Here is a 25,299-nt window from a genome sequence, read left to right as displayed (position 1 = left end):
TTAAAAGGTCGATGCGCCACCCGAGAAGGGCAGCGCATGACACTATTCGAACGAAGGGGATTACACCGCTTCGTTTTTCGCGATGTCGAAGCCCGCAGTGCCTTCCGGACCTTTGGAGCCGTCGGCTTTTTGCGAGGCGTAGGTCACTTCGTATTTCGCGAAGTTGAGGGTCACGGTTTCCATCACACGGTCCATACCATCGCCGGAGCCGCCGGTGGTGTAGGAGGAAATGATGATGTCGGTCATCTTGATTTTGAAATACTCAAGCGGCGTGCTGCCAGCCTTGCGAACGATGAGTTCACCTTCCGCGATATGCAGACCGGATGCACAGGACTTCAGAAGTTCATGCGTCGCCATGTCGACATATTTGGTCACGGTCAAATCCTGCACGTTGACCTTGCCGGAGCCGCCGCCCGGGCCGAGGTGGGTGGTGCCGGACTGGGACATGCCCCAGGACCATGCGGTCACATCGATCGAGCCCGCATGCACTGCATCCACGGATTCGCCTTTAATTTTGTCGAGAATGAGAAAGATATCGACAGCCATTTTAAGTTCCTTAGTTAATCATTACTTGGCAGGCGGGATTTTGGACACGAGGCTCATCCCAATGTCCATTCCCTCCATCTGGAAGTGCGGTTTGAGGAAGAACTTGCCCATATAATATCCGGGATTGAGTTCGTCCTCGACCACGTCAACCCTGGCGGCAGCCAGAGGTTTCTTCGCCTTTTCACGCTCATCGGCATTTTCCGGGTTGAGCGTCACATATTGATCAATCCAGCTTTGCAGGTTTTTCCGGATTTGATCTTTATCTGCCGACGATCCGATCTGATCGCGGATCATTGCCTTCAGATAATGGCTAAAGCGAGAAATCGCGAACATATAGGGCAGGCGTGAGGACATGTTGTCCGATGCAGTCGCCTCCGGGTCCACGTATTTCTTCGGCTTGTATAGCGACTGCCCTCCGAGGAAGACGGCCTTGTCGCTGTTTTGACGGTGAATGAGCCCCAGAAGGCCCACTTTCGACAACTCGCCTTCGCGACGGTCGTCGATTGAAACTTCGGTCGGGCATTTAAGATCGGTCTCGCCTGCGCCGGTGTCGAAATGGTGGGTCGGCAGTTTGGTCACTTCGCCGCCGGACTGAACGCCGCGGATGCGGACGGTCCAGCCGTATTCCTTGAATGCGCGGTTGATGTTCACAGCCATGGCGTGCGCCGCGTTCATCCATGCGTATTTCTCGCCCTTGTGGCCGTCCGTGTCTTCGACGAAGTTGAACTCTTCGACGGTCATGGCGCTGTCCGGACCATAGGGTTCGCGGGCCAGAACGCGGGGCAGGGTGAGGCCGAGGAAACGGGCGTTTTCGCTCTCGCGCAAAGAATTCCAGCCGGCATAGTCAGAGGCGGTGAACAGGTCTTCGACATCCGGCGGATTGGCAATGTCGTTCCAGCTCTCTAAGCCCAGAAGACGCGGACCAGCGGAGGCGATGAAGGGCGCAAGTGCGGCTTCGGCGATCTTGGACACCGAGCTCAACAGGGCGACATCGGCAGAGGAATGGTCGAAATAATAGTCGCCCACGATGGCCCCGATGGGCGCACCGCCCAGCGTGCCGATCTTGCGCTCGTAGATTTGGCGATAGAGCGGCGAGCGATCCCATTTGGCGCCCGGATAGCGTTTCATCATCGACGCCAGTTCGGACTTGGAGGCATTCATCACCTCGACCTGAAGCGAGGCACCGGTTTCCGAATTGTTGACCGTATAGGCCAGACCGCGCCAGGAACTTTCGAGTTTCTGAAACTCTTCGGCATGCAGGATCTCGTTGACCTGGGCGCTCAACTGTTGGTCGAGCCCGGCAATCATCGCCTGCAACGTGTCGATCACGTCATCGTCGACGATGGTCTGTTCGGCAACGGCCGTCTGAACCACTGTGGCCAGCGCGTTGTCAATGGCTTTTTCGGCCACCTCTGTCGTCGGGTTGATCGTCTGTTTCAGAATGGCGGAGAAATCTTCAAGTTCGCTCAGCGCGGACTTCTGTTCTCCCGATGCGACCTGGGCTTCTTCTGCCAATTGTCACGCTCCCTGTAAAAATGCGGCGCCGCAATGGCCGCATGCGATTGTCACTCTTCCGGCGTCTCTGCCGCTTCCGCGGCCTTGCGGGCGTCAGCCTCGGCTTTCGCTTGAGCGGCAAGCACCTTGAGACGTTCCGGATCGTTCAGCAATTCCTTGATCTGCTCCTGCGCCTTCGGTTTCGACGTCATGTAGAGCAAAAGATCGGCCAATTGTTGACGTGCTTCCAGAAGCTCGTTGAGGGCAGGCACCTGCTTCGCGATCTGCGCCGGTTCGAAATCGTCCATTGAGTTGAACCGAAGCGACACGCCGAGTTTCTGACCTTCGCCGTCCTTCAGCTTGTTGTCGACCATCATGCTCAGGCCCGGTTGGACCTTTTTCTGCATGTAGCTGTCGAGTGTGGAATTCGTCACTTTTTCGAATTCGCGCTGATCCACAGGGGCCTTCTCAACGCCGGGCGTGTTGCCGGACAGGTCGCTCATCACCCCCATCACGAAAGGAAGCTCGACTTCCTTCTGAGAGTCGATCGGATCCGTGTAGGCGATATGCACCCGAGGTGGACGATTACGTCGAATGTGTCCGCTGCCCGTATCTGAGGCCATAAATCACTTCCTCCAAAACTTTCTACCGAAGATTGAGACCCGGAGAAGGCTGATATGTCAATGGCATAATTGCCCACACTTCATGAAGCTTTCACGTCAGGGTTGTCTCGGAATCAGCTCGCGCATTAAGGTTTCGAAGTCTTTTCCGATGTAAGAACGGGCCTTTGAAAGCAACATCGGAATGGGGGAAGAGCGCTCTACGGCCCTAAAATAGCTCTCTATAGACAACAGCTGTGTTTGAGCATCCTGCGAAGTGAGCACCGGGAAGCGCGCAGCTTCTGTCATCAGCGCATCTTCATCTTTCGGGTCAAGGGGAACGAATGCAGGAACTTTCCCCGTCGTAACCGGAGCGGTTTGCGCGGATTGCGGCTCAGGTTTGGGTTCAGACATGGTGGTCGCAGGTTTCGGTGCGGCGCTTCCCGATTCGTGCATGCCGAGGATCTCGTCGATCGACAATTTGCGTGGAGCTTCCGGCTCTGGCACCGGTTCCGGTGCGGGCTCGGGTTCGGGCTTGGCGGCGGTCTCCGGCTCGGGAGTAACAGCTACGGGAGGTAGAGTTGTTACACTCATGGCCTGATCGGACAGGGCCCGCAAATGGCCATGGCTCAGGCGAAACCCGCTGTCCTCGGCAAAATTGATCGCGGCGCGTGCGGCGGTGTCGGGCATCAAGACCTCGAAGGCCTCGATGAGCGATTTGCCCAAGAGCATGCGGGATTGCGTCACCAGAAGGAGCGCCGCCGAAGAGGGTTCGAAATGGCGGAAATATTGCTCAACCGCCCGCAGACGAGCGGCGGCCTCCTGTTGCGATTTGATCTCGGTTTGCGGGGGCGTAGGTACCATCATCGGCGCTTCGGTCGACGGGCCCGCAAGCAAAGTATCCGCGTGTGCCTCCGGCGTCTCAGGGGCCACAGGGGCTTGTGCCGGGGCCTGATCAGGCACGGCGGCGTCGAGCAGCGCCAGAATATCCGACAGAAGGCTGTCGAGCGGTGCGAATTGTGGCTTCGGCCCGCTGGTGATGGCGCCGTTGATCCGATGCAGAACATTGCGGAACCGCTTCAAAAGAAGCCGGTCTTGTTGGGTTTCTTCCTTTGCGAAACTCAACTCGCGCATCAAGGCGCCCAATTCGACGTCCTGCTCGTCCTCGCGTGCCGTCATCTCGCCGCGGGCGACGGTGACAAGCCGGAAGGTGGTGGGGGTGCCCGCCAAATTCAGGTGCCGCAGCGGTTGCAGCATGGTTTCCTGATGGCTCAGATCGTTGAAGGCATCAAGCCGGTCTGCCGGGCCATGTTCGAGCGTCGGCAGCACATGTTCGGGCATCTCTGCCATCAGATCGGCCATCGCTTCGACGCTTTCGACGCAGGGGGAGAGTTTCCCGGCGAGGATTGCCCAACGTGCCCGAAGCGACAAAAGCCGCAAGTCGCGGCTGCGTTTCAAAAGCGCATCGATACTTGCAAGTTCGCTCTTCAGATCCACATCCGCAGGGTCGAAGACGGTGGTACTGTCCATCCCCGGTTTGACATAGGTGATGTCGATCCGGTCGAGGGCGGAGAAGTAATAATCACCGTATTCAGCGTCGTCGGCCTCCCAGAGGTCAGGACCTGCCGGGCTGTCGTCGGCCAGTGGTTTGTTCACCCAATCCAGACTCATATACCGATCTCCCTCATACCCTGACTCGCGTTCATTCTGTACATGCCATGCCGTCACATCCGACGCAACGCATCGGCATAATGCTTTGAAAAGGCGTCTATAAATGAATCCAACATGCCGTTTTCACCGCGTGAGGCCTTGTCGTCCCAGCGCTGCACGAATTCTTCCCAGAACTTCCTGGATTTGCCGCTTAACCGCCCGCCTTCGGTCGTGGCTTCGATCTCGTCGGGGGACAGCCCGTCGAGCATATCCGCCAGCGCCGGTTGAAGGGCTGCGACCACGGCGGCCTGATGCTGGCGAATGTCGGTCAGCGCGTTGGCGAAACTGTCGGGCCCGGTCATATAGCCATCGCGCGGGGTCACGAACATGGCGGCAAAGGCGGCGTCACGGTCCGGCATGAATTTCATCGGATTGTTGCCCGCAGCGTTGAGCATGGTGCGTTCTTCTTTGGAAAAGAACATCTTCACCGCCGCACGATCCGTCAGCATTTTCATGAAGTTGTCGGTACACATGCGGACGCATTGGCCGAGCATACGCGCAAGCACCTCAGGAGGAATGTCTGGCACGGTCTGCGGCGGCACCCCGGCGCCTTCGAGGAAGGCGGCGAGGAAACGGTCCTGCGCGGTCTGGCTGTTGGGCGGCTGCGACGGGATGTCAGGCGCGGGGGGCGGCGGGACGGGCTGGCCGTAAAAAGGTTGTGGCGCGGGTGGCGTCTCGGGGAGGGCGGGTTCTGGCGCGTAGGGCGCATATCCCATATCCGGCCGCATATCCGGGGCGTGCGCTGGCGGCGGCATCTGGCCGGGTGAGGGGATCGGCGGCTGGCCCCCCAGACCTGAGGGATGATGATGCGCCGGGGTTTGCGGCATCAGATCGGCCCAATCGTCGAGTTCGGCCTGATAGGGCGGCACAGAGACGCCATGCGGTGCGCCGGAGGCCGGGCCTGTTATAGGGGTTTGCAGCCCGACTGGCAGCCCGTCTGGCAGGCCAGCGGCCGCCCCGGCGTCGAGTGTGGCGCGGATGATATATTGCCCGACCGTGTAGCGATCGCCGTCCTGCACTTCATGCGCGCTGTCGAGCCGATAGCGTTCGCCATGCAGGAAGGTGCCATTGGTGGAGACATCCGTGATGTAATAGCGCCCATCCCGAAAGCTCACATCGAAATGGTGCGAGGAGATGTGACGCGAGGCATCGGGCAAGACCCAATCCATGCCGGACTTGCGCCCGACCTGCGCCGTGCCGCCCGACAGGGTCAGGGAGACCGGCCCCCCGTTTGGCAGAGTGGCGTGGTTTTCAATGCGCAATGTCAGGCTTTGCATAGGGTCTTCAAAGTGTTGGGCCTGTCCGTTCCGAGGAGGGATGCCTCTCGGACTTGGCGTTTATGAGATGTGGCGTTTAATAGATTCTGAACAATCCTGCCGCGAGATCGAGGACGCGGGCAAGGCTCACCGAGCGATGATCGAGCCCGAGCGTGGCAATCGACGACAAAACCGCGGCATTCACCGCTTTCGGGGTCCGCCAGAGGGGGACGGCCAAGGGGTCGTTCGGCGCCATGGGGCCGCCGGACCAGCCCACCGCGAGGCCAAGGTAGACGAGGGGGGTGCGCCGGGGGGCGAAAAGCGCGCTTTGCATGGCATGCCAGCGGGTCTCATGGCCGGGATATTCGAGCCATTGCAACACCGCATTGGCGAGATGGCTGTCTTCGGGAGAGAGATTGGGCTGGTTCATCCGCACGCAATCGACGCCCCATGAGATCGCCATTTTCGGCTCGGCGGCGAAGGCGGCATAGGTCACCGCATCTTCCGGCGTGGTCGAGCTGCGCAGCCGTTCGAGATAGCCGAGCGCATCCTCGTGCTCGTTCGGGCGGTGTTTGGTGAAAATCCCCACTTCCGGCATGCTACGATAAAGGGCTTGCGGGTTGTCGATCCGCAAGCTGCGTTTTGGGGGCATGGTGTGTTCGCTGTCGAGTTCACTATCCATCATGGTTTCCCTGTCTTCACGCCTGTCTGTCCTGCGCCGTGTTGTGGTGTTCGATCTGGTTTTACCCGGTGTTTTGTTGTTCCGGTGTCCGATCTCGGACTGCATCGTTCATCTCGTCAATCGAATACCGTCCGGGGGCACGGTGTCAAACTGTTCCGGGGGCAGAGCCCCAAGTTTCCGAAATGAGTTGGCCGTGTTCATCCGCAGAATAAGTCTGTGTTTTCTTTGAAGCGACACGGCCCGCCGAAACGGGCCATGTCAGATTAAGCATGTCAGATCAAAATTGAATCCGGAACTGGCCGGTGATGCCCCAGCTGTCGATATTTTCCCCCTTGCGCCCGTCAAGACGAACGGTGGCGTTCAGCATTTTCGCAGCCCCGAAATCACCCGTTTCCAGCAGGCGGGTGTAGTTCATGCCCAGCGACAACTCGCCATAGGCGCCCAGAGTCTCGAGGGAAATGTCACTCGTGTCGCCCGCACTGTCGATATAGGTCGCCAGACGGTCGTCCGCAAAGTCGTTATAGAGCGTGAGCGTACTGAAATAGTTGAGCGCACTCTTCTGATCTGTGGCGACCTTGGTTTTTGACAGAGAACCGCTGAGGAAACCGATTTGGGTTTCGCCATCTTCGAGTTCGAGCACAGAGCCGTCGTCAAAGTTGATCGGATCGGTTTCCGAACTGGTGAAGGAGAACCCGGCGGTCGTTACGAAGTTCAGACCGCGTTTGTCGATGTCAGGGAAGACATAGCCCATGGAGCCAGAGATGGTGTAACCGGTGTTGTCGTATTCCGCATTCGTCAGCCCGAGATCGGTGCCGCTCGACCCCGCGACAGCGCTGTTGGTCGAGGTGAAGGCCGTATCTTCCAGACGCAGTTGCAGATCAGCGAAGAAGCGATCCTTCTCTGCCACGACATAGCCACCGACATAGGTCTGATCGAAATCGGTTTTCGTGCGGCTGACCACGGTGTCGGTAGAGGTGCCGGTTAGGGCGCTAAAGCTGTAGACGTCGTTCTTGGAGGAACCGGTGTTGACCCCGACGATGCCGCCGAACGAGAGGTTCCAGCCGTTGAAGTGGCCGCCGAAGCAGGAATAGTCACCGCCCGCCTGCAGACCGCCATAGTTCAGGCTGAGCGGGCTGCTGCCGCTGCGCCCGGTGCCCACGTCGGTGAAATTGCCGTCGGCTTCCGCCTTGCCCCCGGTCGCGCGTGCCCAGCTGCCGAAGCCGCAGGGCTCGTTTTCGCCGGGGTTGAAACCAGCCACGAAGGCCGAGGTCGGGCGGTTGACAACGGAGCCGATGAGAGACTGGATGAGGCCGACCGAGGAGGCCACGGCGCTGACGCCGTCAGAAACCGAGCTTTCGATCACATAGCTGCCCGCACCGGTATCGGTGAGCGAGTAAACCAGACCGCCGGAGGTCTCCAGCCCGCTGGTGTCGGTGATCGTCAACGTGGAGCTGCCTCCATAGGTCAGAACCGTGATCCCGCCTGCGTCGATGGTTCCCAAAGAGTCGCTGGTGTTGCTGAAGCTGAGAACGACCGAGCCGGAGAGATCTCCACCGACCGCGATAAGATCGCCGGTGGATGAGCCTTCGGAGAGATCGACATCCATTTCCACCGTACCGTTGATCGCCGCATCCCCGGTGATGTTGAGAACATCGGTGTCGACGCCGTTGGCCAGGTCCAGCGTGCCGGAGTTGTCGAGCGATGCGATTGTTGCCGTGCTCGAGGCCCCGCTGGTTTCATTGACCAAAGCGGTGGTGCCTCCCGAGGTGTTGACCAGATCGACAATCGCGCTGCCACTGTAAAGCGTGAGAGTGCCTGAGTTGGTGATCTCAGCCGAGGTGCCTGCCGAAATGGTCTGATCGGTCTCAACCGTCATATCGCCCGCGTTCGTCAGGGTGCCGGTCAGCATGAAATCGTCGTAGACCACCACTGTGCCGCTGCTCAACACAGTCAGATCGCCGTAAACATCGCCGCCAAGCGTCATGTCGCCACCGTTCTGGATCGTGCTCAGATTGGTGTCAGAGCCGAGCACTGCGCTGGCCCCCACATCCATCGTTGCGCCGCTGTCGAGGGTGATGTCGCCAAGATACGTGCCATTGAGCGTGGTTTGCGATCCGTCCTGAAGTGTCGTCAACCCGGTCACGGTTAGGGTTTCGCCACTGTCCACGGTCACCGTGCCCGCCGAGGTGAGCGTGCCGTCAATCTGGCCCTCTGCGTCCGTCGTATCGATCGTGCCGCCGGCTGCGTTCACCAGATTGCCAACCAGATCGCCCGCCAGAGCGATGGAACCGCCGCTCTGGTTGGTCATCGTGCCGCCTGCGGTCAAAACCGCACCGTCGTCGATCACCAGATCGCCTGCATTGCTCGTTGTGCCAGTGATCGCCGAGCCAGCCCCGTCCACGGTTACAGTACCGCCGTTCTGGTTGCTCAGAGTGCCGTCGATTTCGCCGGTCAGGGTCACATCGCCGCTGTTGTCGAGATCGGAGTCCAAAGTCGCACCGCTGGCGATGTCGACCGTGCCGCTGTTGCTGCTGCCCCCGGAGACAGTGAGTGTGCCGGAGGTGATGTCGAGCGTATCGGCATTGGTCAGCGTGCCGTTCACACTGCCTCCACCGGTGACAGTCATGGTGCCGCCCGAGACGTTGTTGACCGTGCCGACAGACCCGCCGTTGAGATCAAAGGTCGCGCTGTTGGTCAGATTGCCCGTGAGCGCGCCGGTCGCCCCGACGGTCAGAGTGGCGCCTGCGGTGTTGCTGATCCCGCCCGCGCTATTGAGGGTGCCATCGACTGTGAGCGCGCTGCCGCTGCCGGTGTTGGTCGTGCTGGCGACGGTGCTGGTGCTGCCATCGGCAAAGCTCATGGCCCCGCCGTTCTGATTGGTCAGCGCGCCGCCATTGGTGATCCCTCCCGTCGCGTTGACGTCAAAACTGCCGCCATCGTTGGTGATCGCATTGCCGCCTGCATCCAGGATGGCATCAAAGCTCAGGCCCCCGGTGTTGGTCAGATCGCCGGTCAGTGTCATGTCGCCGGAGACGGAAAGCGTGGCCGCGTTCTCTATGGCCCCGTCCAGCACCACCGAACCGTTGAGATCTGTGCCGCCATTGAATGTCGCACTGCTGTCGATCACGATGGTGCCTGCCGAGAGCGTACCGGTGCCGACCGTGGTCACATTGCCCGAAGTCGTCAAGGTGCCGCTGGTGCCGACTGTGATGCCGTCCGTGGTCAGGGCCAGGGTGCCGGAGTTGTCGATATCGCCGCCCACGGTCTGATCAACCGCAACATTGAGCGTGCCGGAGTTGTTGACATTGCCCGACAAGGTGCCGCTTTCGACTGTCATGCTGTTGGCATTGTCGAGATCGCCGGTGATTTCACCGCCGGTCATGGTGACGTTGCCCGTGGTGTTGTCGAGAGAGGCCACAGTCCCGCCGCCGAGCTCAAGCGTGTCGGCGTTGGTGATTGCGCCGATGTCGCCGCCGTCGATGTCGAGCGTGCCGCTCTGGTTGTCGATGTCGCCCGACGTGCCTGCGGTGATGTTGAGCTCGCCGCCGGTGACGGTCGCGCCGCCGGTGAGAGTGCCCGAAGAGGTGACCGTGCCGCCCGAGACCGAGGTGCTGCCGGTGACGGTGCCGCTGTTGTCGAAGGTGCCGCCGGAGTTGACCAGCGCGCCGACCGTGCCCGCGTTGCTCGACCCGGTGCCGGAGTTCGTCAGCGTGCCGGTGACTTCGCCACCGCTCGCCACATCGACCTCCGTGGCGCTGGTGACGTCGCCGTCGACCGTGCCGGAGATGGTACCGGAGGTGGCGGCGGCATCGAGATCGACGCTGCCGGTGAGGGTGGCGCCGGAATTGACCGCAAAGGTTCCGCCGTTGATGTCGGTCGTGCCGGTGACGGTGGTGTCGCCATCGACGGTGGTGGAGCCTGTGCTCTGGGTCACGGAGGCGACAGTCCCGCCGCCGAGCTCAAGCGTGTCGGCGTTGGTGATTGCGCCGATGTCGCCGCCGTCGATGTCGAGCGTGCCGCTCTGGTTGTCGATGTCGCCCGAGGTGCCTGCGGTGATGTTGAGCTCGCCGCCGGTGACGGTCGCGCCGCCGGTCAGATCCCCCGAGGAGGTGACCGTGCCGCCCGAGACCGAGGTGCTGCCGGTGACGGTGCCGCTGTTGTCGAAGGTGCCGCCGGAGTTGACCAGCGCGCCGACCGTGCCCGCGTTGCTCGACCCGGTGCCGGAGTTCGTCAGCGTGCCGGTGACTTCGCCACCGCTCGCCACATCGACCTCCGTGGCGCTGGTGACGTCGCCGTCGACCGTGCCGGAGATGGTACCGGAGGTGGCGGCGGCATCGAGATCGACGCTGCCGGTGAGGGTGGCGCCGGAATTGACCGCAAAGGTTCCGCCGTTGATGTCGGTCGTGCCGGTGACGGTGGTGTCGCCATCGACGGTGGTGGAGCCTGTGCTCTGGGTCACGGAGGCGACAGTCCCGCCGCCGAGCTCAAGCGTGTCGGCGTTGGTGATTGCGCCGATGTCGCCGCCGTCGATGTCGAGCGTGCCGCTCTGGTTGTCGATGTCGCCCGAGGTGCCTGCGGTGATGTTGAGCTCGCCGCCGGTGACGGTCGCGCCGCCGGTCAGATCCCCCGAGGAGGTGACCGTGCCGCCCGAGACCGAGGTGCTGCCGGTGACGGTGCCGCTGTTGTCGAAGGTGCCGCCGGAGTTGACCAGCGCGCCGACCGTGCCCGCGTTGCTCGACCCGGTGCCGGAGTTCGTCAGCGTGCCGGTGACTTCGCCACCGCTCGCCACATCGACCTCCGTGGCGCTGGTGACGTCGCCGTCGACCGTGCCGGAGATGGTACCGGAGGTGGCGGCGGCATCGAGATCGACGCTGCCGGTGAGGGTGGCGCCGGAATTGACCGCAAAGGTTCCGCCGTTGATGTCGGTCGTGCCGGTGACGGTGGTGTCGCCATCGACGGTGGTGGAGCCTGTGCTCTGGGTCACGGAGGCGACAGTCCCGCCGCCGAGCTCAAGCGTGTCGGCGTTGGTGATTGCGCCGATGTCGCCGCCGTCGATGTCGAGCGTGCCGCTCTGGTTGTCGATGTCGCCCGAGGTGCCTGCGGTGATGTTGAGCTCGCCGCCGGTGACGGTCGCGCCGCCGGTCAGATCCCCCGAGGAGGTGACCGTGCCGCCCGAGACCGAGGTGCTGCCGGTGACGGTGCCGCTGTTGTCGAAGGTGCCGCCGGAGTTGACCAGCGCGCCGACCGTGCCCGCGTTGCTCGACCCGGTGCCGGAGTTCGTCAGCGTGCCGGTGACTTCGCCACCGCTCGCCACATCGACCTCCGTGGCGCTGGTGACGTCGCCGTCGACCGTGCCGGAGATGGTACCGGAGGTGGCGGCGGCATCGAGATCGACGCTGCCGGTGAGGGTGGCGCCGGAATTGACCGCAAAGGTTCCGCCGTTGATGTCGGTCGTGCCGGTGACGGTGGTGTCGCCATCGACGGTGGTGGAGCCTGTGCTCTGGGTCACGGAGGCGACAGTCCCGCCGCCGAGCTCAAGCGTGTCGGCGTTGGTGATTGCGCCGATGTCGCCGCCGTCGATGTCGAGCGTGCCGCTCTGGTTGTCGATGTCGCCCGAGGTGCCTGCGGTGATGTTGAGCTCGCCGCCGGTGACGGTCGCGCCGCCGGTCAGATCCCCCGAGGAGGTGACCGTGCCGCCCGAGACCGAGGTGCTGCCGGTGACGGTGCCGCTGTTGTCGAAGGTGCCGCCGGAGTTGACCAGCGCGCCGACCGTGCCCGCGTTGCTCGACCCGGTGCCGGAGTTCGTCAGCGTGCCGGTGACTTCGCCGGAGTTGCTCAATGTCGCATCGCCAAAGCCGACGGTGACGTTGCCGTCGATCGTAGCGCCGGAGGCGTTGGTGACGGAGGCGACCCCCGTGCCACCGACGTTGACAGCGATGTCGCCATTGATTGTGGCGCTGTTGGTGAGAGACGTGGTTTCTCCGATAGAAGCCGCAACGAAGGTGGTGTTGTCCGTCGTTATTGTTCCGTTATTATTGACACTTGCGCCGCCCGAGATGACGATCGTATCGAAATCGAGGCTGCCACTCCCTGAGAGGTTCAGCGTCCCGGTTGTTCCGGCGCCATCACTTTTTACGGCGAGGGTGGCGTCGCCGCTGTCATCATTGATTTCCGTGTCGAGATTGAGTGTCTGGCCATCGTTAATTGTCAGCGTCATTCCGCTATCTGCGGCGGAAATCTCGCCCGGGCCGGTCAGTGTGTAGTCTGTGGCGCTGTCATCTGTTGCCGTAACGGTGATGTTATCCACGACCACTCCACCGGCAACGATGTCGACAGTTCCGCCGTCCTGACCACCGAAATTGGCAGTGTCGCCGGCGGTCCATGCTGAGGGGGTGCCTCCCGTGTCCGCCGTATCCCAGTTAAGTTCTACGCCCGTGTCCCAAGTGCCGCCAGTGCCGTCCGCATCGGTTGTCCCAACCGTGTCGGCAGTCCCGTCCCAGTAGAGATCGGCGGCCTGCGCCGTTCCGCCGAGGCCGAGCATCAGAGCCAAAACCGAAGCGGAGGCAATCAGCGCTGTGCGTTGTTTTATCGAAAAGTCTCTTGGAAATTCGTTCAACATAATAGTCCCTTCAAATTGCGCGCAGATACGGATTCTGAGCCAGCGCGACCAAACCTTTGACATGATGCCAGAGCGGAAAGCAAAATTCTCTCTCCCTGACCTCGATACATTTGACCCAAGAATGCATGTGGCGCCCGCTGTGGCAAATGGGTTTTGATGAATATTCGGTAAATATTCTTTACTGTCACAAAAACACGCAGTTTGCGGATATTTTGAGACGTCTGCTCCAAAGACTTTCAGGGGCAGGGGGAAGGGTACTCCGTTGTGGCGGGCCGGCTTTCTCGAAACTCTGATGTACGATTTGCAGGCCGTGAAAAGGTGGGGCAGGGTGGGCCTGCCCTAAACGAAATTTTGCGGATGGGGCGTCAATGGCCGGGGACGCGAATTGGGAAGTGGTTCCTGATGTTGGAAAGGGCTCTGAAATCAACGTTATAAAGCCCGTCTGTTTATGATGGTTAGCTCATCTGGGCCATCAGATAATCTCTCAAAGCCCCAAGAGAATTTGACAAATTGTCGATGGAAAAGTTGAGCAAAAACCAGCCAAATCCCAAAAATACCATCATGATGACAAAGGTCGCGGAGAGGCGCAGGCCACGCCAAAACCATGCCTTTGAAAATATCTGTGGTTTTTCTTCTGTCATTGTCTTCTGTGAACTTTTTCCCAGCATGAAGGATATGCCAATCGCGTAGAGAAAGGAGAACCCGGCGATGACCAGAGCGATGACTGCGAGCATGACCATTGAAAGTTGCGGATAGTCTTTTGCTCTAAGCAAGAAGTCGAAGGCAAAGCCGACGCCTGCAATCAGGGTCGCCGTCATAGCAAACACAATCGCGTTCGGCCAGTATTTCGCCATCGCCAACAGCCTCCAGCAATTCGCGGCAGAGGCGCTGCGCTATTCGGTGAGCGAGCCGTTCATGGCCGACCGCGTGCTGCGGGCGGACAGCTTTCTGAACAGCCCCGGAGAGCGCTTCGCCTTTCTGGACGCCGACAAGATTTCCCGCACCGTGACGCCGAGTGAAACGGTGACGGAGAGCGGGCTGACCGTCACGGCATTGCGGATCACGCTGACCTACGATCTGAGCGGCACGGCGGTCGAGGTGGCGGATAAGTTCCTTGGCATCGGGATCGCCGACATCACCCGGAGCAGTTACCTTGCGTATTGAGGGGCGTGTACATCGCTTTCATCGCGATGAGCGCGGTGCGGTTGCGATCGTGGTCGCGCTGTTCATGACCGTGGCGATCGGGTTTCTGGCCTTGGGGGTCGATCTGGGCTCGCTCTATTTCGACCAGAAAACCCTGCAAACCCGCGCGGATATGGCGGCGGTGAGTGCCGTGTTGAATCTCGACGACAGCCCGGCGCTGAACACGCAGGAGACGCTGGAGGGCAATGCGCTGGCTGCCGCCGATCTGGAGAGCCTGACCTATGGTCGATACCTCTATGACGCTGCCGTCTCGCCCGAGGCGCGGTTCGCCGGCGGGGATCTGACCGACACCGGGACCAATGCGGCGGAGGTCGTCCTCACGGATGACGCGCCGCTCTATTTCTCATCGCTGTTTCTTGGCACGAACAGCACACCTTTGCGCGCCTCCGCCACGGCGGCCTGGTTCGATTTCGCCTCCTTCAGCCTTGGTTCGCGCCTGTTGTCGCTCGATGAGGGCTTGTTGAACGCGTTGCTCGAAGAGCTTCTGGGCACCTCTTTGACGCTCACGGCTCTCGATTACGAGGCCCTTGCCAATACGAATATCGACCTGCTGACCTTCACCGATGCTCTGGCGAACCGGATCGACCTGACCGCCGCGAGCTATGAAGACATTCTGAATTCCGAGATTGACCTGCTCGATGTGGCGGGGGCGCTGCTGGATACCGGGCTGGTGTCGGGCTCGACCGATGTGCTGACCGCCATTCTGAATGGTGTGGTGTCCAGCACTCTCAATGCGTCGCAGTTGATTGCAGTCGATGGCGACAATATCGCGCTGCAACTCGAGGATATTCTTGGGGAAATTTCCATGACCGCCCTCGACCTCCTGATGACGAGCGTCGAGATTCTCAATCAGGACCATTATATCGAGGCGAGTGTCGACCTCGACATTCCGGGTGTTCTGGACACCGATCTGGCATTGATTGTCGGGGAGCGTGAGGCGGGGTCCGGCTGGATCACGCTGGGGGATCGTGGGGCCACGGTGCATACGGCGCAGGTTCGGCTGAAGTTGCTGCTCGATCTGTCTCCGAGCCTGTTGGATGGCATAGGAGAAGGGGGATCCGTGCTGTCTTTGCGTCTGCCGCTTTATGCCGAGATTGCGAGCGCCACGGCCACGCTGACGGATCTCAATTGCGACGCCGGGGATGCGGACGATGTGGTGGCGCGGTTCGACACGGGCTTTGCGCCGATGACCGGCACGACGGGCAACCATGTGCTCGAATTGTTTTTGGGTGAATTCGATGCGCCGACCTTCGAGGACACGACGACCCCGCTGGACGCCGCTTTGCTGGAACCCGCGAAGTTTCTCGATCTGGAACTGAGCCTGTTGTTGATCACCATCGACTTGTTCTCCCTGAACATCAAATCCCATGTTGCGACGGGGATCTCCGAACAGCCGGAAACAGAATTTCTCGTGTCTCAGATCGGCGAGACACAGACCTATGGCGTCGAGGGGTTGCTGAGTTCGACCGTGGCCAGCCTTCTGGACCCGGACAACCTCGAGATCAGCGTCAGCAATGACAGCCAGTCGCTTCTGGGCGGGATTCTCGAATTGCTTTTGGCGCCGGTGGTCGCACTGGTAAACCTGATCCTGACCACCTTGCCGAACATGTTGCTGACTGCGCTTTTGACTCCCATCGATGCGGTGCTCGACGCCCTTCTCAATCTTCTCGGCATTGGTGTCGGAGAAGCGGACCTGACGCTTGAAGGTGTGTCCTGTGGAAAGGTCATGCTGGTCAGATGAAGTGCATCGCTTGCCGGGAACAAAACAATCTTCTGTCGTGGGGCGGATACCTGCCTCACTTATCCTCAATGACCTATCGCCGACCGGAGTAGACTCTTGCGCCCAATCACACACATGACCCGACTGCTTGCGCCGATTTTTATCGCCCTCAGCCTGTCTGCCTGTACGCTTGGCACCGAGACGGCCACCCAGGCGACGAGCGGTGGCGGTTCGGAAACCCTACGGCTGGCGCAGGCGACGTCCGAGGCGGGCGACAATGAAACTGCCGCGCGGCTGTTTGAAAAGGTTTTGGTGATCGATCCGACCTCGGTGCCGGCCTTGCTGGGGGCCGGGAACAGCTATGCCCGCATGGGGCAGAACAGCCGTGCGGAGGCGGTGCTGTTGCGGGCGCATGAGCTTGCTCCGGGCAATGCCGAGGTCCTGACGACTTTGGCGCGTGTCTATCTCGCGATGCACCATTCCGAACAGGCCCTCGAGACCTATGACAAGGCGCTTCGGGTGGACCGCACCAATGTGGCGGCGCTGACCGGCAAAGGTGTCGCGCTCGACACGCTGTCACGCCACAAGCAGGCGTAAGGTGTCTATGAGGACGGGTTGCAGCTTTATCCGACGAACTTCATCCTGCGGAGCAATTACGCGCTGTCTCTCGCGCTGTCCGGCGATATTCTGCGCGGCACCGCAATCCTTCAGGAACTGGTGAAAGACCCCGCTGCCGCGTCTTATGTGCGAGGAAATCTGGCGCTGGTCTATGGGCTGGATGGGCGCGAAAACGATGCCCGCGCCACGCTGAAACTCGACCTGACCCCGGAAGAGATCGAAGAAAACCTCGCGACCTACCGGGCGTTGCGCCGGATGCGTCTCGAGGGCAAGCCAATTGGATCTCTGGTGTTCGTGTGAACCGGAAAGCGGGCGGATTTCATACCTGATTTGCGGCTCGAAATCCGTTCGCCGAGGTGAGCAAAGAACTTTTGCTGTATGATCTTCAATGAGCAGGCATGGGGCCTTGTCCCCTTGCCGCCCCTTGTTCTGCGGGTGACAGGCGGCTGCTGTCGGGACGTCTGGCCTGAGGTCAAGGCCGGGATGGCTCTCGCACTGGAGGATAGGGCGAGACGGGCGGCAAAGAGCAATTGTGTCCGGGAAAGCCCGGCCTCGTCCGTGGGGATATGGGGGCCTCGGCTTGCCGCGGTATTTTCCGTGAATCCGTTTCCTTGAAACCGACCCCCGAAATGCGCGCTCCGCTTTCGGCGTGTTTCTGTGGTCGAAATTATGAATTGCCTGAAAATATACTTTAGTTGTACATTATCAAAAGTATGTATTCCCGTGGAGGCGGTGACCTTTGATGATGCGATTGAGGAGCAGTTTCTCCTCCCGAAATGATGGGGGGACTGAGGGTCGTGATGCGCTTGTGAAAGCAAAAATCCTTTATGGCTTTATGGCCGTAGGCCTTGTTGTCCCGGTCGTCGCACTTGCCGGAGTGGTTGCAGCCTATTGGTCACAAAAAGAAAATTCGATCCTGGATGCCCATTTCCTCTATATTATCCGTACCTTCTGGATTGGAGCGGGTTTGTTCGGGCTCGTCGCGTTGGATGCTTTCGGGGATGCACGTTTTTACGTTGTGATGGGCGCAATGATCTGGATTGTCACTCGTATCGTAACGGGTTTTGTGACGGCCTGCTTGGGGCGATACCCGTCCGGTGCTGCTGCCTTTGCATGATAAAGAACACAGGCTTGCGCGGATTTCCGTTTGTTTTTCTTGAAAAGTACATAAATTTTTATGCGTTTATCGCCGTAACATGCTCAGGTTGAGCATGGTGTTGCAAAGGGATAGATTTATACATACTATCGACTGTAATAGTTCTGTGTTTGCCGCTTTCGGATTCGTTTGTGGTGGGAGGTGGCGCGCGGAGCTGGTCTGTCTGAGCCGTTGGTGCGGTGAGATACGATCACTTAGAATGGAGAGCCTTGATAGTGGCGAAGGAAAAGACTGCGAGCGACATTGGGGCGCGTAAGGGGGCGAGTGAAGTCGCGTCCACCCTTGCCGCTTCTATCCCGAGCGCTTCGAGCGTTTCGCCCTCGAGTGGCTCCGGGCAAACGGGCTTTTCCGTTGCGGCCAGCGCGATCGGCATGGGCTTGGCGGCGCAGTCTGGCGGGCTTGGTGCTCTGGCGGCCTCTGTCACGTCCGGAGATGGCACCCCCAATACGGTGATGTTTTCCACCGATGAGGGGGCTGCATCGTCCCTGTCCATCTCTGACGCCGCGGTCGAAGAGGGTGTTCGGGTTCTGTCGGATTTGAACGACGGGACGCTGATGGGAGGCTCCGAGAGCGACTTGTTCGATGAAACAAGTCTGGCGGAGGCTCTGGACGCGGCGGCGGACGGTGTCGCGCTGTCCGGAGGTGCGATCAAAACAGCCGCGGATATTCCTGTCGCCGCCTCTTTGCCGGAAGACGCCGGTGAAGACGGGGGAGCCCCCTCCCTGACCGCAACCACATTCTGGACCCAGACGGCAACAGAAGACGGAGTCGACCTGCTCGACAGCCTCACGGCAGATGACGGCATCGTGGGCGGTCTGTGGGATGGGATTGTCGGCGAAGACGGTTTGCTGGACAGTCTGTTGGGCGAGGAAGGCTTCGTCGACGATCTGCTCGACGCGCTTTTGGGGGAAGATGGCCTTCTCGGCGGTCTTCTCGGCGAAGATGGGCTGCTTGGCGTTCTGGTGGGCGACGAGGGGCTTTTGTCCGATCTGCTCGGTCAGGATGGTGTGCTGGATGCGCTGGTCGGCGAGGGCGGGCTTCTGGAGAGCCTTGCTGGCGAAGACGGGCTGATCGACGCGCTGGTCGAAGTTCTGATCGGTGACGATGGCCTGTTGGGCGGGCTCTTCGGCGATGACAGCATTCTGGACGATTTGCTCGGAGACGTTCCGCTTGTGGGCGATCTCCTCGGCGATGATGGGCTTTTGACGGGGCTGCTCGATCCGCTGCTCGGAGAAGACGGCCTCGTCGCGGGGCTGGTCGGTGAAGACGGTCTTGTCGGTTCCGTACTCGATGGAATCGTGGGGGAGGACGGGATTCTCGATGAGCTGGTCGAAGATATTCCGCTTCTCGATCCATTGCTTGGTTCGGATGGCCTTGTCGGAACCTTGCTCGGCGAGGATGGGCTCGTCGGAACATTGTTGGGTGAAGGCAGCCTTTTGGGTGGTTTGCTTGGGGGCAGTGAGAGCAGTGAAGACACTGCCGCCGCCGTGGACGAAGTCGTTGCCGATGTCACGGATGAGGTTGCTGGTTCGGGCGATGTGATTGTCGACACTGTGGTCGACGCTGCGGAAACGGTTGTCGACGCGGTCGGGGAGGCGTTGGATGCCGTTGGCGATGGTGTGTCCGACCTGATTGACGGCGATGATGATGGCTTCCTGGATGGCCTGCTCGGTGCAAGCACCGTTGATGGGGGTTTGGGAGGAGAGGACACGCTTTTGGCCGGGCTTCTGGGGGATGACGATCCCTTCGGCCTTGCGCTTGAAGATGTGTCGGCGGTTGTGGGGGATGTCGTCGATGATCTCTTCGCGGGCCTTGCCGGTGTTGAAAGTCTCGCAGGGATGCTTGTGGACGGTGGCATCATCGATCCGACAGACAGTCAGGGTTCGGCTGTGGAATACGACCCTGAGGTCGATGGCCTGTTGAGCGACATTCTTGGGCTCGGTACGGGCGACATTCTCGGTGCAGATAGTGAGTTTGAGACGCTTCTCGATGGGGATGGGGGAGCTGGTGAAAGCGGTTCCGACAGCATTCTTGGGGATACGGTTGTGGAGGAGGCGCTTGGCGTGCTCTTCGGCGATGGTGAAACTTTGCTGTCGGGGCTTGGTGTCGGTGACGAGGGTGACGTTTGAAGATTCTAAGCTAATCTTACGTATAGGAATATAATGCCCACAATTCTTATTGTGTTGCTTCCGCGAAGTGTTTTATGCCATTTGTATGTAAAGAATTTATATTCCAGCCATTAGAATAGTTTTCCTATCCCAAGATCAGCGGGAACCTGTTAATAGGTGATTCCAAGATACGCCTTTTATGTGTGCAGCGTAAGCGCGATGCGATGATTTTGGTGTGATGGTGAGATACTGGGGGCCGGAGAGATCAATGCCTGTTGAGGTTGTGTTGCGAAGTTATGGGGATGGTGGGGTGGCCCAGCGACAGGTCGCGTCACGTCTTTACCTTGAGGAGCCGCAGCAAATCTTCCTGTTGGAATCTGCCCAAGATATTTCAGGATATGAAAAAAATGGCGCGGATTTGACTGTTCATTTCACCTCGGGCGACTCTCTTGCGATCGACGATTTCTTCGTGATGGGCGAAGACGGAGACTACAGCCGTTTGGTGACCGAAACCGGAGATGTGTTGGTGACCGGGCTGATGGCGCCCGAGCCCGAGTTGCAGGCTGTTGCGGATGTCCTTGACGACGTATCGACGTCTGACGAGACGCAACCGCAATCGGGCGAGGCACCAGGGACCGCCGCACATGAGGGAACCGATCCGCTGTTGCTGGTGGGGGCCGGATTGGCCGGGCTGGCGACGTCAAGCACCGTGGATTTTTTCGACGACAGCTCCTTGCGGGGCAGCAGCCAAAAAAACTCGACTGTCGATGAGCTGGCGGCAAGTGAGCTTGAGGAGAGTCTGGTGGCGATCGAGGGGGATGAGAGCGGCGTCGGGTTTGCTGACGCGGTTTCTGAAACATCCTCTGAAATCAATGTTCTATTCGAAAATCTGACGGGTGCCGGTTCCGACCTGCTGTCTGATCTGTTCGCGGAAAACGCTTTATGAAACGATATGGCAGCTCCCGAATGTTTCGTTCCTGTTGCCTGCGCACCGCGCTGGGTGTCGCTGCGTCGGCCACTGTTTTGTTGATGTCGAGTGCGAGTTCTTTCGCGCAGATGTCTCTTCAGGAAGCCACTCTGATCGCGACCGAACAAGATCCGCAAGTCAATGCGCTGCGCCAGCAAGTCAGTCGCAGGACGATCGAAATTCAAGCCGCGCGAGACGAGTATTTCCCCTCGATCAGCCTTTCGGCGGAGAGCAGTACGACCGATGGAGATGGGGCTGGCGTTTCGCTCACAGTCACGCAGGTCCTCTTCGACTGGGGGCTGATCCGCAGCGAAATCAAGGCGGCGTCTCAGGTTCGTGTCCAGGCGATATCCGACCTGAAAATGGCGGTTGAAGATCTGACCTTCAATCTGGCGGGCTATTTTCTCGATGTCGAGGTGATGGACCGCAAGATCGAGCGCACTCGGGATTACCAAGCCTTTGCGCGTCGGATTGCCAAGCAGGCCGAGGACCGGGCGCGTGCGGGGGTGAGTGATGCGGCAGAGGTCGCACGCGCACGTCTGGAGATTGTCCGCGCGGAGGATCAGATGGCGCAGCTTGTCGCCAACCGACAGATGGCGCTGGCGCAGCTGACCTATCTCATCGGGCGCGATCCCGGCGAGGTTGCCGACATTCCCGCGCTTGGTTTCGCCGAGATGTACGCGGATTCAGCGCGGCTCAAGACGGCGGTGCGCATTTCTCCCGATTATATTGCCGCCCGTGCGGCGGCCGACGAGGCAGAAGCCGGTGTCGAGACCGCAAAAGCCGCGCGTTTCCCGACGATTTCGCTTCAGGCACAGGGGCGTGTCGATCTCGATGGTGGCAACAGCCGTACGGCGGTCGGGATTGCGACCAGCATGAATTTGAGCTCAAGCGGTCTGGGCCGTCGTGAAGTTCAGGCGGCGGAACTGGACTTGGCCGCAGCCCAGTCGACGATGAGCGGGGTCGAGAAGGATCTGACCAATGCGGCGACCACCGCGCTTGTCAGCCTTGAGATGCTGCGTCGAAGTGAAATGTCCCGCGCAGCGGAACTCAAGGAATCCCAGCGGGTCCTCGACACCTATGAGCAGCAGTTCATCGGTGGCCAGCGCGAATTGATCGATCTGCTGACCACGGGACGCGATCTCTACGATTCCGAGATTGACCAGATCGACAGCTACGATGAACGCAAACGCACGGAATATGAGACCGCACGCGACCTAGGTGTGCTGGGGACATTGATCCTGTCGTCATCGGTTGGACAATGAAGGCTGAGAGAGGATTGAACCTTTGAAACAAGAGCAATTCATTTCAGATCCACTTGTTTTAGGATTGATTGAGCTGTGTCGGGTTCAGGGCGTTTCCACGTCTTTGGCGCAACTCACCGATGGTCTGCCGGCGAAGGCCGGGGAGCGCATGAGCCCGGATCTGGCGCCGAGCGCGCTGCGGCGTGCCAATATGAGCTGCCGGATCAGTCATGAAAGCCTCAGTGCCTTCCCGACACACAGCCTGCCGGTTCTGCTGTTCCTGAAAGAGGGGCATACTGTCGTCCTTGAAGCTCTGTCCGAAAGCGAAGCCAAGGTCATATTGCCAGAAGCCGGAGGCGGACGGGCCATCTGGGATCGGGCGCTTCTTGAGGAGCGCTATGACGGCCGCATTCTCGTGTCAAAACCGCTCGATATCGTGTCCAACCGTCTGGATCAGAAGAAGAAGGACGGGCGTCACTGGATTTTCGGGCCGGTGATGGAAAACTGGTGGGTTTACCGCGATGTGATGCTGGCCTCTCTGGCGGCCAATATTCTGGCGATCGCGACGGCATTGTTTTCCATGCAGGTCTACGACCGGGTGGTGCCGAACAACGCCTTCGACACGTTGTGGATTCTGGCCAGCGGCGTGGGCATCGCCATTGTGCTTGAGGTGGCGCTTCGGATCGTGCGCGCCTCTCTGGTCGACGTGTCCGGGCGCGATCTCGATCTGCGGCTCTCGGCGCAATTGTTCAACAAGGTCGCCAATATGCGTCTGGCGCATCAGCCCGGCTCGTCTGGCGTCTTTGCCAATCAGGTGCGTGATTTCGCGACGGTACGGGAGTTTTTTACCTCCAGCACGGTGACCGCGATCTGCGATCTGCCTTTTGTGCTGATTTTCGTCGGCATCATTGCCTTTATCGGCGGGCCGATTGCTCTTGTCGTTCTGGCCGGTGTCATCCTGACCGTTTTGCCGGGGATTTTCCTTCAGAAACGTCTGGCGGCAGCCTCGCGGGAGAACACTCGGGAAGGGGCGGCGCTCAACGGGCTGTTGCTTGAAACCATCTCGAACCTCGAAACGGTCAAGGCCGCACGCGCCGAAGGCCGGTTGCAACGCGCCCATGCGCAGTTGACGGCGACCATGGCAACCACCGCCGTGCGCACCCGCGAGATCACCTCTCTGATGACCAACATGGTCAGTGCGGTGCAGAAGATCGCTTATGCCGGGGTGATCATCACCGGCGTTTACCTGATCAGCGCAGGGGAGTTGACCGTTGGCTCGCTCATCGCCTGCACGCTTCTGTCGAGCCGCACCATGTCGCCGATGGGGCAGGTCTCCGGGCTTTTGGCGCGCTGGCAGCATGTCCGCGCCGCGATGGAAGGGCTCGACAAGATCATGTCGCTTCCGGTCGAGCGCCCGTCGGACCGCCATTTCGTGCGTGCGCCCAACCTTTCGGGGGCCTTTGCGCTCGAAGAGGTGACCTATCGTCACGATCCCTCCGCGCCGCCGGTGATCTCCATTCCTGCGCTCGAGATCAAGGCCGGGGAGCATGTCGCGCTTCTGGGCGGCAACGGGGCGGGTAAGTCGACCCTGCTGCGTCTTCTGTCCGGTCTGACCGATCCGGCCACGGGCAGCGTTCTTCTGGACAATCTCGCGATGAGCCAGATCGACCCGATCGACCGGCGCCGCCAGATCGGCTATCTGCCGCAGAGCGTGGCCCTGTTTCAGGGGACGCTGCGCGACAACCTCCTGCTCGATCACGGCACTCATTGCGATGACGAACTGCTTGAGGCGCTGGATGCCGTCGGGCTGGGCGAGTTCGTGCGCCGCCATGTGCGCGGGCTCGATTTGCAACTCACCGGCAACAGCAACGTGTCCGGCGGGCAAAGACAGTCGATCGGTCTGGCGCGCATCCTGTTGCAGGACCCGAAGATCGTTCTGCTGGATGAGCCCACCTCCGCCTTCGATCACGTCACCGAAGCCAAGGTCATTGCGCATCTCAAGGAATGGCTGCAAGGGCGCACGACGATCATTTCGACCCACAAGAGGGAATTGCTGAGCCTGACCGAGCGGGCGATCGTCCTCAAGGAGGGCCGGGTGGCACGAGATGGCGATCTCTTGAAAATCCTCAACGCCGCCCGTGCGACTTCCGTACAGAAACACCCGGTTAAAGCTGTGACATGAGCACCAGTCATACAGACCTGATCGAAACCAGCTACATTGACGGCAGCTATCGTCGGCAGACTCTGAAAAAGGCCCGCCTGACGATCAAGCTGATCGTGCTGTCGATTGCGATTGCGATCGGCTGGGCCGCTTTGGCGCAGGTCAACGAAATCACCCGCGGCGACGGTCGGGTCATCCCGCTGCGCCGGATGCAGACCATTCAGAGCCTCGAAGGCGGGATCCTCGCCGAGCTTCTGGTGCAGGAAGGGGACATCGTCGACGAAGGGCAGGTGTTGGTGCGGCTCGATCCGACCCGTTCCGAGTCGGCCTTTCTTGCGACCCAGTCGGAAATCGTGGCCCTGAGCGCCGAAGTGGCGCGTCTGGAGGCCGAGGTGCTGGAACGTCCGGTGCTCGATTTCGGGGACGCGCCGAATGAGGCGGAGGCGACTGAGCTGAGGCTTTTCGAGGCGCGACGCACCAAGCTGGAGGCGTCTCTGAGCGCCCTTGAGGCGGAGCGGGATTCGATCCGCCAACAGATCGACATCACCAGCCCGCTCACCGCGCAGGGGGCGGTCAGCCGCATCGACCTTTTGCAGCTCGAACAGAAATTTGCGGAACTGGACGGCAAGATCAACGAGACCCGCAATGTCTATGTGCAGGACGCTTACAAGGATCTGGCCCAACGCCGCGCCAAGCTGATGTCTCTGGAGCAGGATCTGGTTCAGAAGCGCGATGAATTCCAGCGCACGGAACTGCGCTCTCCGGTGGCCGGGCGGGTGAACAATATCGAGGTCACCACGCTGGGTGGCGTGATCAAACCGGGGGAGCCGATCATGGAGATCACGCCCACGGACGATCAGCTTTTGATCGAGACCAAGGTTCTGCCCCGGGATGTCGCCTTTGTTGCGCCGGGCATGCCCGCGAGCGTGAAGATCACCGCCTATGATTTTTCCACCTATGGCGATCTGCGTGGCACGGTGACGCAAATTTCCGAGGACACGGTGGAAGAGGACACCGCGCAGGGACCGCAGGATTTCTACCGGGTCATGGTGCGGACGGAACGCAGTTATCTCGAACGCTACGGTGAGCATTACGCCATCCGCCCCGGCATGCTCGCGCAGGTGGACATTGAAAGCGGCAAGCGCTCGGTTCTGAGCTATTTGACCCGTCCTCTGATCAAGGCGCGTCTGCGGTGAGCGCCATTCCCGACATCTGA

General features: G+C 60.2%; 18 protein-coding genes. 10 read left to right on the top strand and 8 right to left on the bottom strand.

Annotated features, from left to right (window positions below; translation table 11 throughout):
• Positions 1-60: 60 nt before the first annotated feature.
• From V1475_RS16140 to V1475_RS16105, 8 genes are all read right to left on the bottom strand, one after another.
• The gene (locus V1475_RS16140) at positions 61-546 is read right to left on the bottom strand and encodes an Hcp family type VI secretion system effector (RefSeq protein ID WP_066709095.1); all 486 of its coding nucleotides are present in this window, start codon (positions 544-546) and stop codon (positions 61-63) included.
• Between the two features lie 21 nt (positions 547-567).
• Positions 568-2,061 carry a type VI secretion system contractile sheath large subunit gene (gene tssC / locus V1475_RS16135; protein WP_479413575.1) on the bottom strand — a complete coding sequence of 498 codons (1,494 nt, stop codon included), beginning with the start codon at positions 2,059-2,061 and terminating at the stop codon, positions 568-570.
• Positions 2,062-2,111: 50 nt separating this feature from the next.
• The gene (tssB, locus tag V1475_RS16130) at positions 2,112-2,663 is read right to left on the bottom strand and encodes a type VI secretion system contractile sheath small subunit (RefSeq protein WP_479413574.1); all 552 of its coding nucleotides are present in this window, start codon (positions 2,661-2,663) and stop codon (positions 2,112-2,114) included.
• Between the two features lie 96 nt (positions 2,664-2,759).
• On the bottom strand, positions 2,760-4,310 hold the full coding sequence (locus V1475_RS16125) for a type VI secretion system protein TssA (protein ID WP_479413573.1): 1,551 nt from the start codon (positions 4,308-4,310) through the stop codon (positions 2,760-2,762).
• Positions 4,311-4,363: 53 nt separating this feature from the next.
• On the bottom strand, positions 4,364-5,626 hold the full coding sequence (tagH, locus tag V1475_RS16120) for a type VI secretion system-associated FHA domain protein TagH (protein WP_479413572.1): 1,263 nt from the start codon (positions 5,624-5,626) through the stop codon (positions 4,364-4,366).
• A gap of 76 nt (positions 5,627-5,702) precedes the next feature.
• On the bottom strand, positions 5,703-6,290 hold the full coding sequence (locus tag V1475_RS16115; RefSeq protein ID WP_479413571.1) for a DUF6931 family protein: 588 nt from the start codon (positions 6,288-6,290) through the stop codon (positions 5,703-5,705).
• Between the two features lie 274 nt (positions 6,291-6,564).
• Positions 6,565-12,906 carry a hypothetical protein gene (locus V1475_RS16110; RefSeq protein WP_479413570.1) on the bottom strand — a complete coding sequence of 2,114 codons (6,342 nt, stop codon included), beginning with the start codon at positions 12,904-12,906 and terminating at the stop codon, positions 6,565-6,567.
• A gap of 455 nt (positions 12,907-13,361) precedes the next feature.
• On the bottom strand, positions 13,362-13,760 hold the full coding sequence (locus V1475_RS16105) for a hypothetical protein (protein ID WP_479413569.1): 399 nt from the start codon (positions 13,758-13,760) through the stop codon (positions 13,362-13,364).
• Between the two features lie 61 nt (positions 13,761-13,821).
• Between V1475_RS16105 and V1475_RS16100 the strand changes: the two genes are divergently transcribed.
• The 10 genes from V1475_RS16100 to V1475_RS16055 all read left to right on the top strand — a co-directional run bounded on the left by V1475_RS16100 (position 13,822) and on the right by V1475_RS16055 (position 25,279).
• Positions 13,822-14,070, top strand: a complete 249-nt coding sequence (locus V1475_RS16100) for a hypothetical protein (protein WP_479413568.1) — start codon at positions 13,822-13,824, stop codon at positions 14,068-14,070.
• The gene (locus tag V1475_RS16095; protein WP_479413567.1) at positions 14,060-15,850 is read left to right on the top strand and encodes a pilus assembly protein TadG-related protein; all 1,791 of its coding nucleotides are present in this window, start codon (positions 14,060-14,062) and stop codon (positions 15,848-15,850) included. Before V1475_RS16100 ends, V1475_RS16095 begins: the two co-directional genes overlap by 11 nt.
• A 114-nt stretch (positions 15,851-15,964) precedes the next feature.
• Positions 15,965-16,426, top strand: coding sequence for a tetratricopeptide repeat protein (locus tag V1475_RS16090; protein WP_479413566.1), 462 nt, complete (start codon positions 15,965-15,967; stop codon positions 16,424-16,426).
• An 18-nt stretch (positions 16,427-16,444) separates the two neighbouring features.
• Positions 16,445-16,747, top strand: a complete 303-nt coding sequence (locus tag V1475_RS16085; protein ID WP_479413565.1) for a hypothetical protein — start codon at positions 16,445-16,447, stop codon at positions 16,745-16,747.
• Positions 16,748-17,255: 508 nt separating this feature from the next.
• On the top strand, positions 17,256-17,564 hold the full coding sequence (locus V1475_RS16080; RefSeq protein ID WP_479413564.1) for a hypothetical protein: 309 nt from the start codon (positions 17,256-17,258) through the stop codon (positions 17,562-17,564).
• A 254-nt stretch (positions 17,565-17,818) separates the two neighbouring features.
• Complete coding sequence (locus V1475_RS16075; protein WP_479413563.1) at positions 17,819-19,732, top strand: hypothetical protein; 1,914 nt, start codon at positions 17,819-17,821, stop codon at positions 19,730-19,732.
• Positions 19,733-19,979: 247 nt separating this feature from the next.
• Entirely contained in the window at positions 19,980-20,657 is a 678-nt protein-coding gene (locus tag V1475_RS16070) for a BapA/Bap/LapF family prefix-like domain-containing protein (RefSeq protein ID WP_479413562.1), read from the top strand.
• Positions 20,658-20,677: 20 nt separating this feature from the next.
• Positions 20,678-21,943 (top strand): TolC family protein, encoded by a 1,266-nt coding sequence (locus V1475_RS16065; protein ID WP_434286839.1) that lies wholly within the window; start codon positions 20,678-20,680, stop codon positions 21,941-21,943.
• A gap of 22 nt (positions 21,944-21,965) precedes the next feature.
• Entirely contained in the window at positions 21,966-24,104 is a 2,139-nt protein-coding gene (locus V1475_RS16060) for a type I secretion system permease/ATPase (RefSeq protein ID WP_479413561.1), read from the top strand.
• Positions 24,101-25,279: an HlyD family type I secretion periplasmic adaptor subunit gene (locus V1475_RS16055; protein WP_434286841.1), complete on the top strand. Its 1,179-nt coding sequence runs from the start codon at positions 24,101-24,103 to the stop codon at positions 25,277-25,279. The genes V1475_RS16060 and V1475_RS16055 overlap by 4 nt, the downstream gene beginning before the upstream one ends.
• Positions 25,280-25,299 lie beyond the last annotated feature (20 nt).

Source organism: Celeribacter sp. SCSIO 80838, from assembly GCF_056498065.1.
Note: the sequence above shows the minus strand (reverse complement) of the source record. Positions and strands in the feature narration are given on the sequence as shown.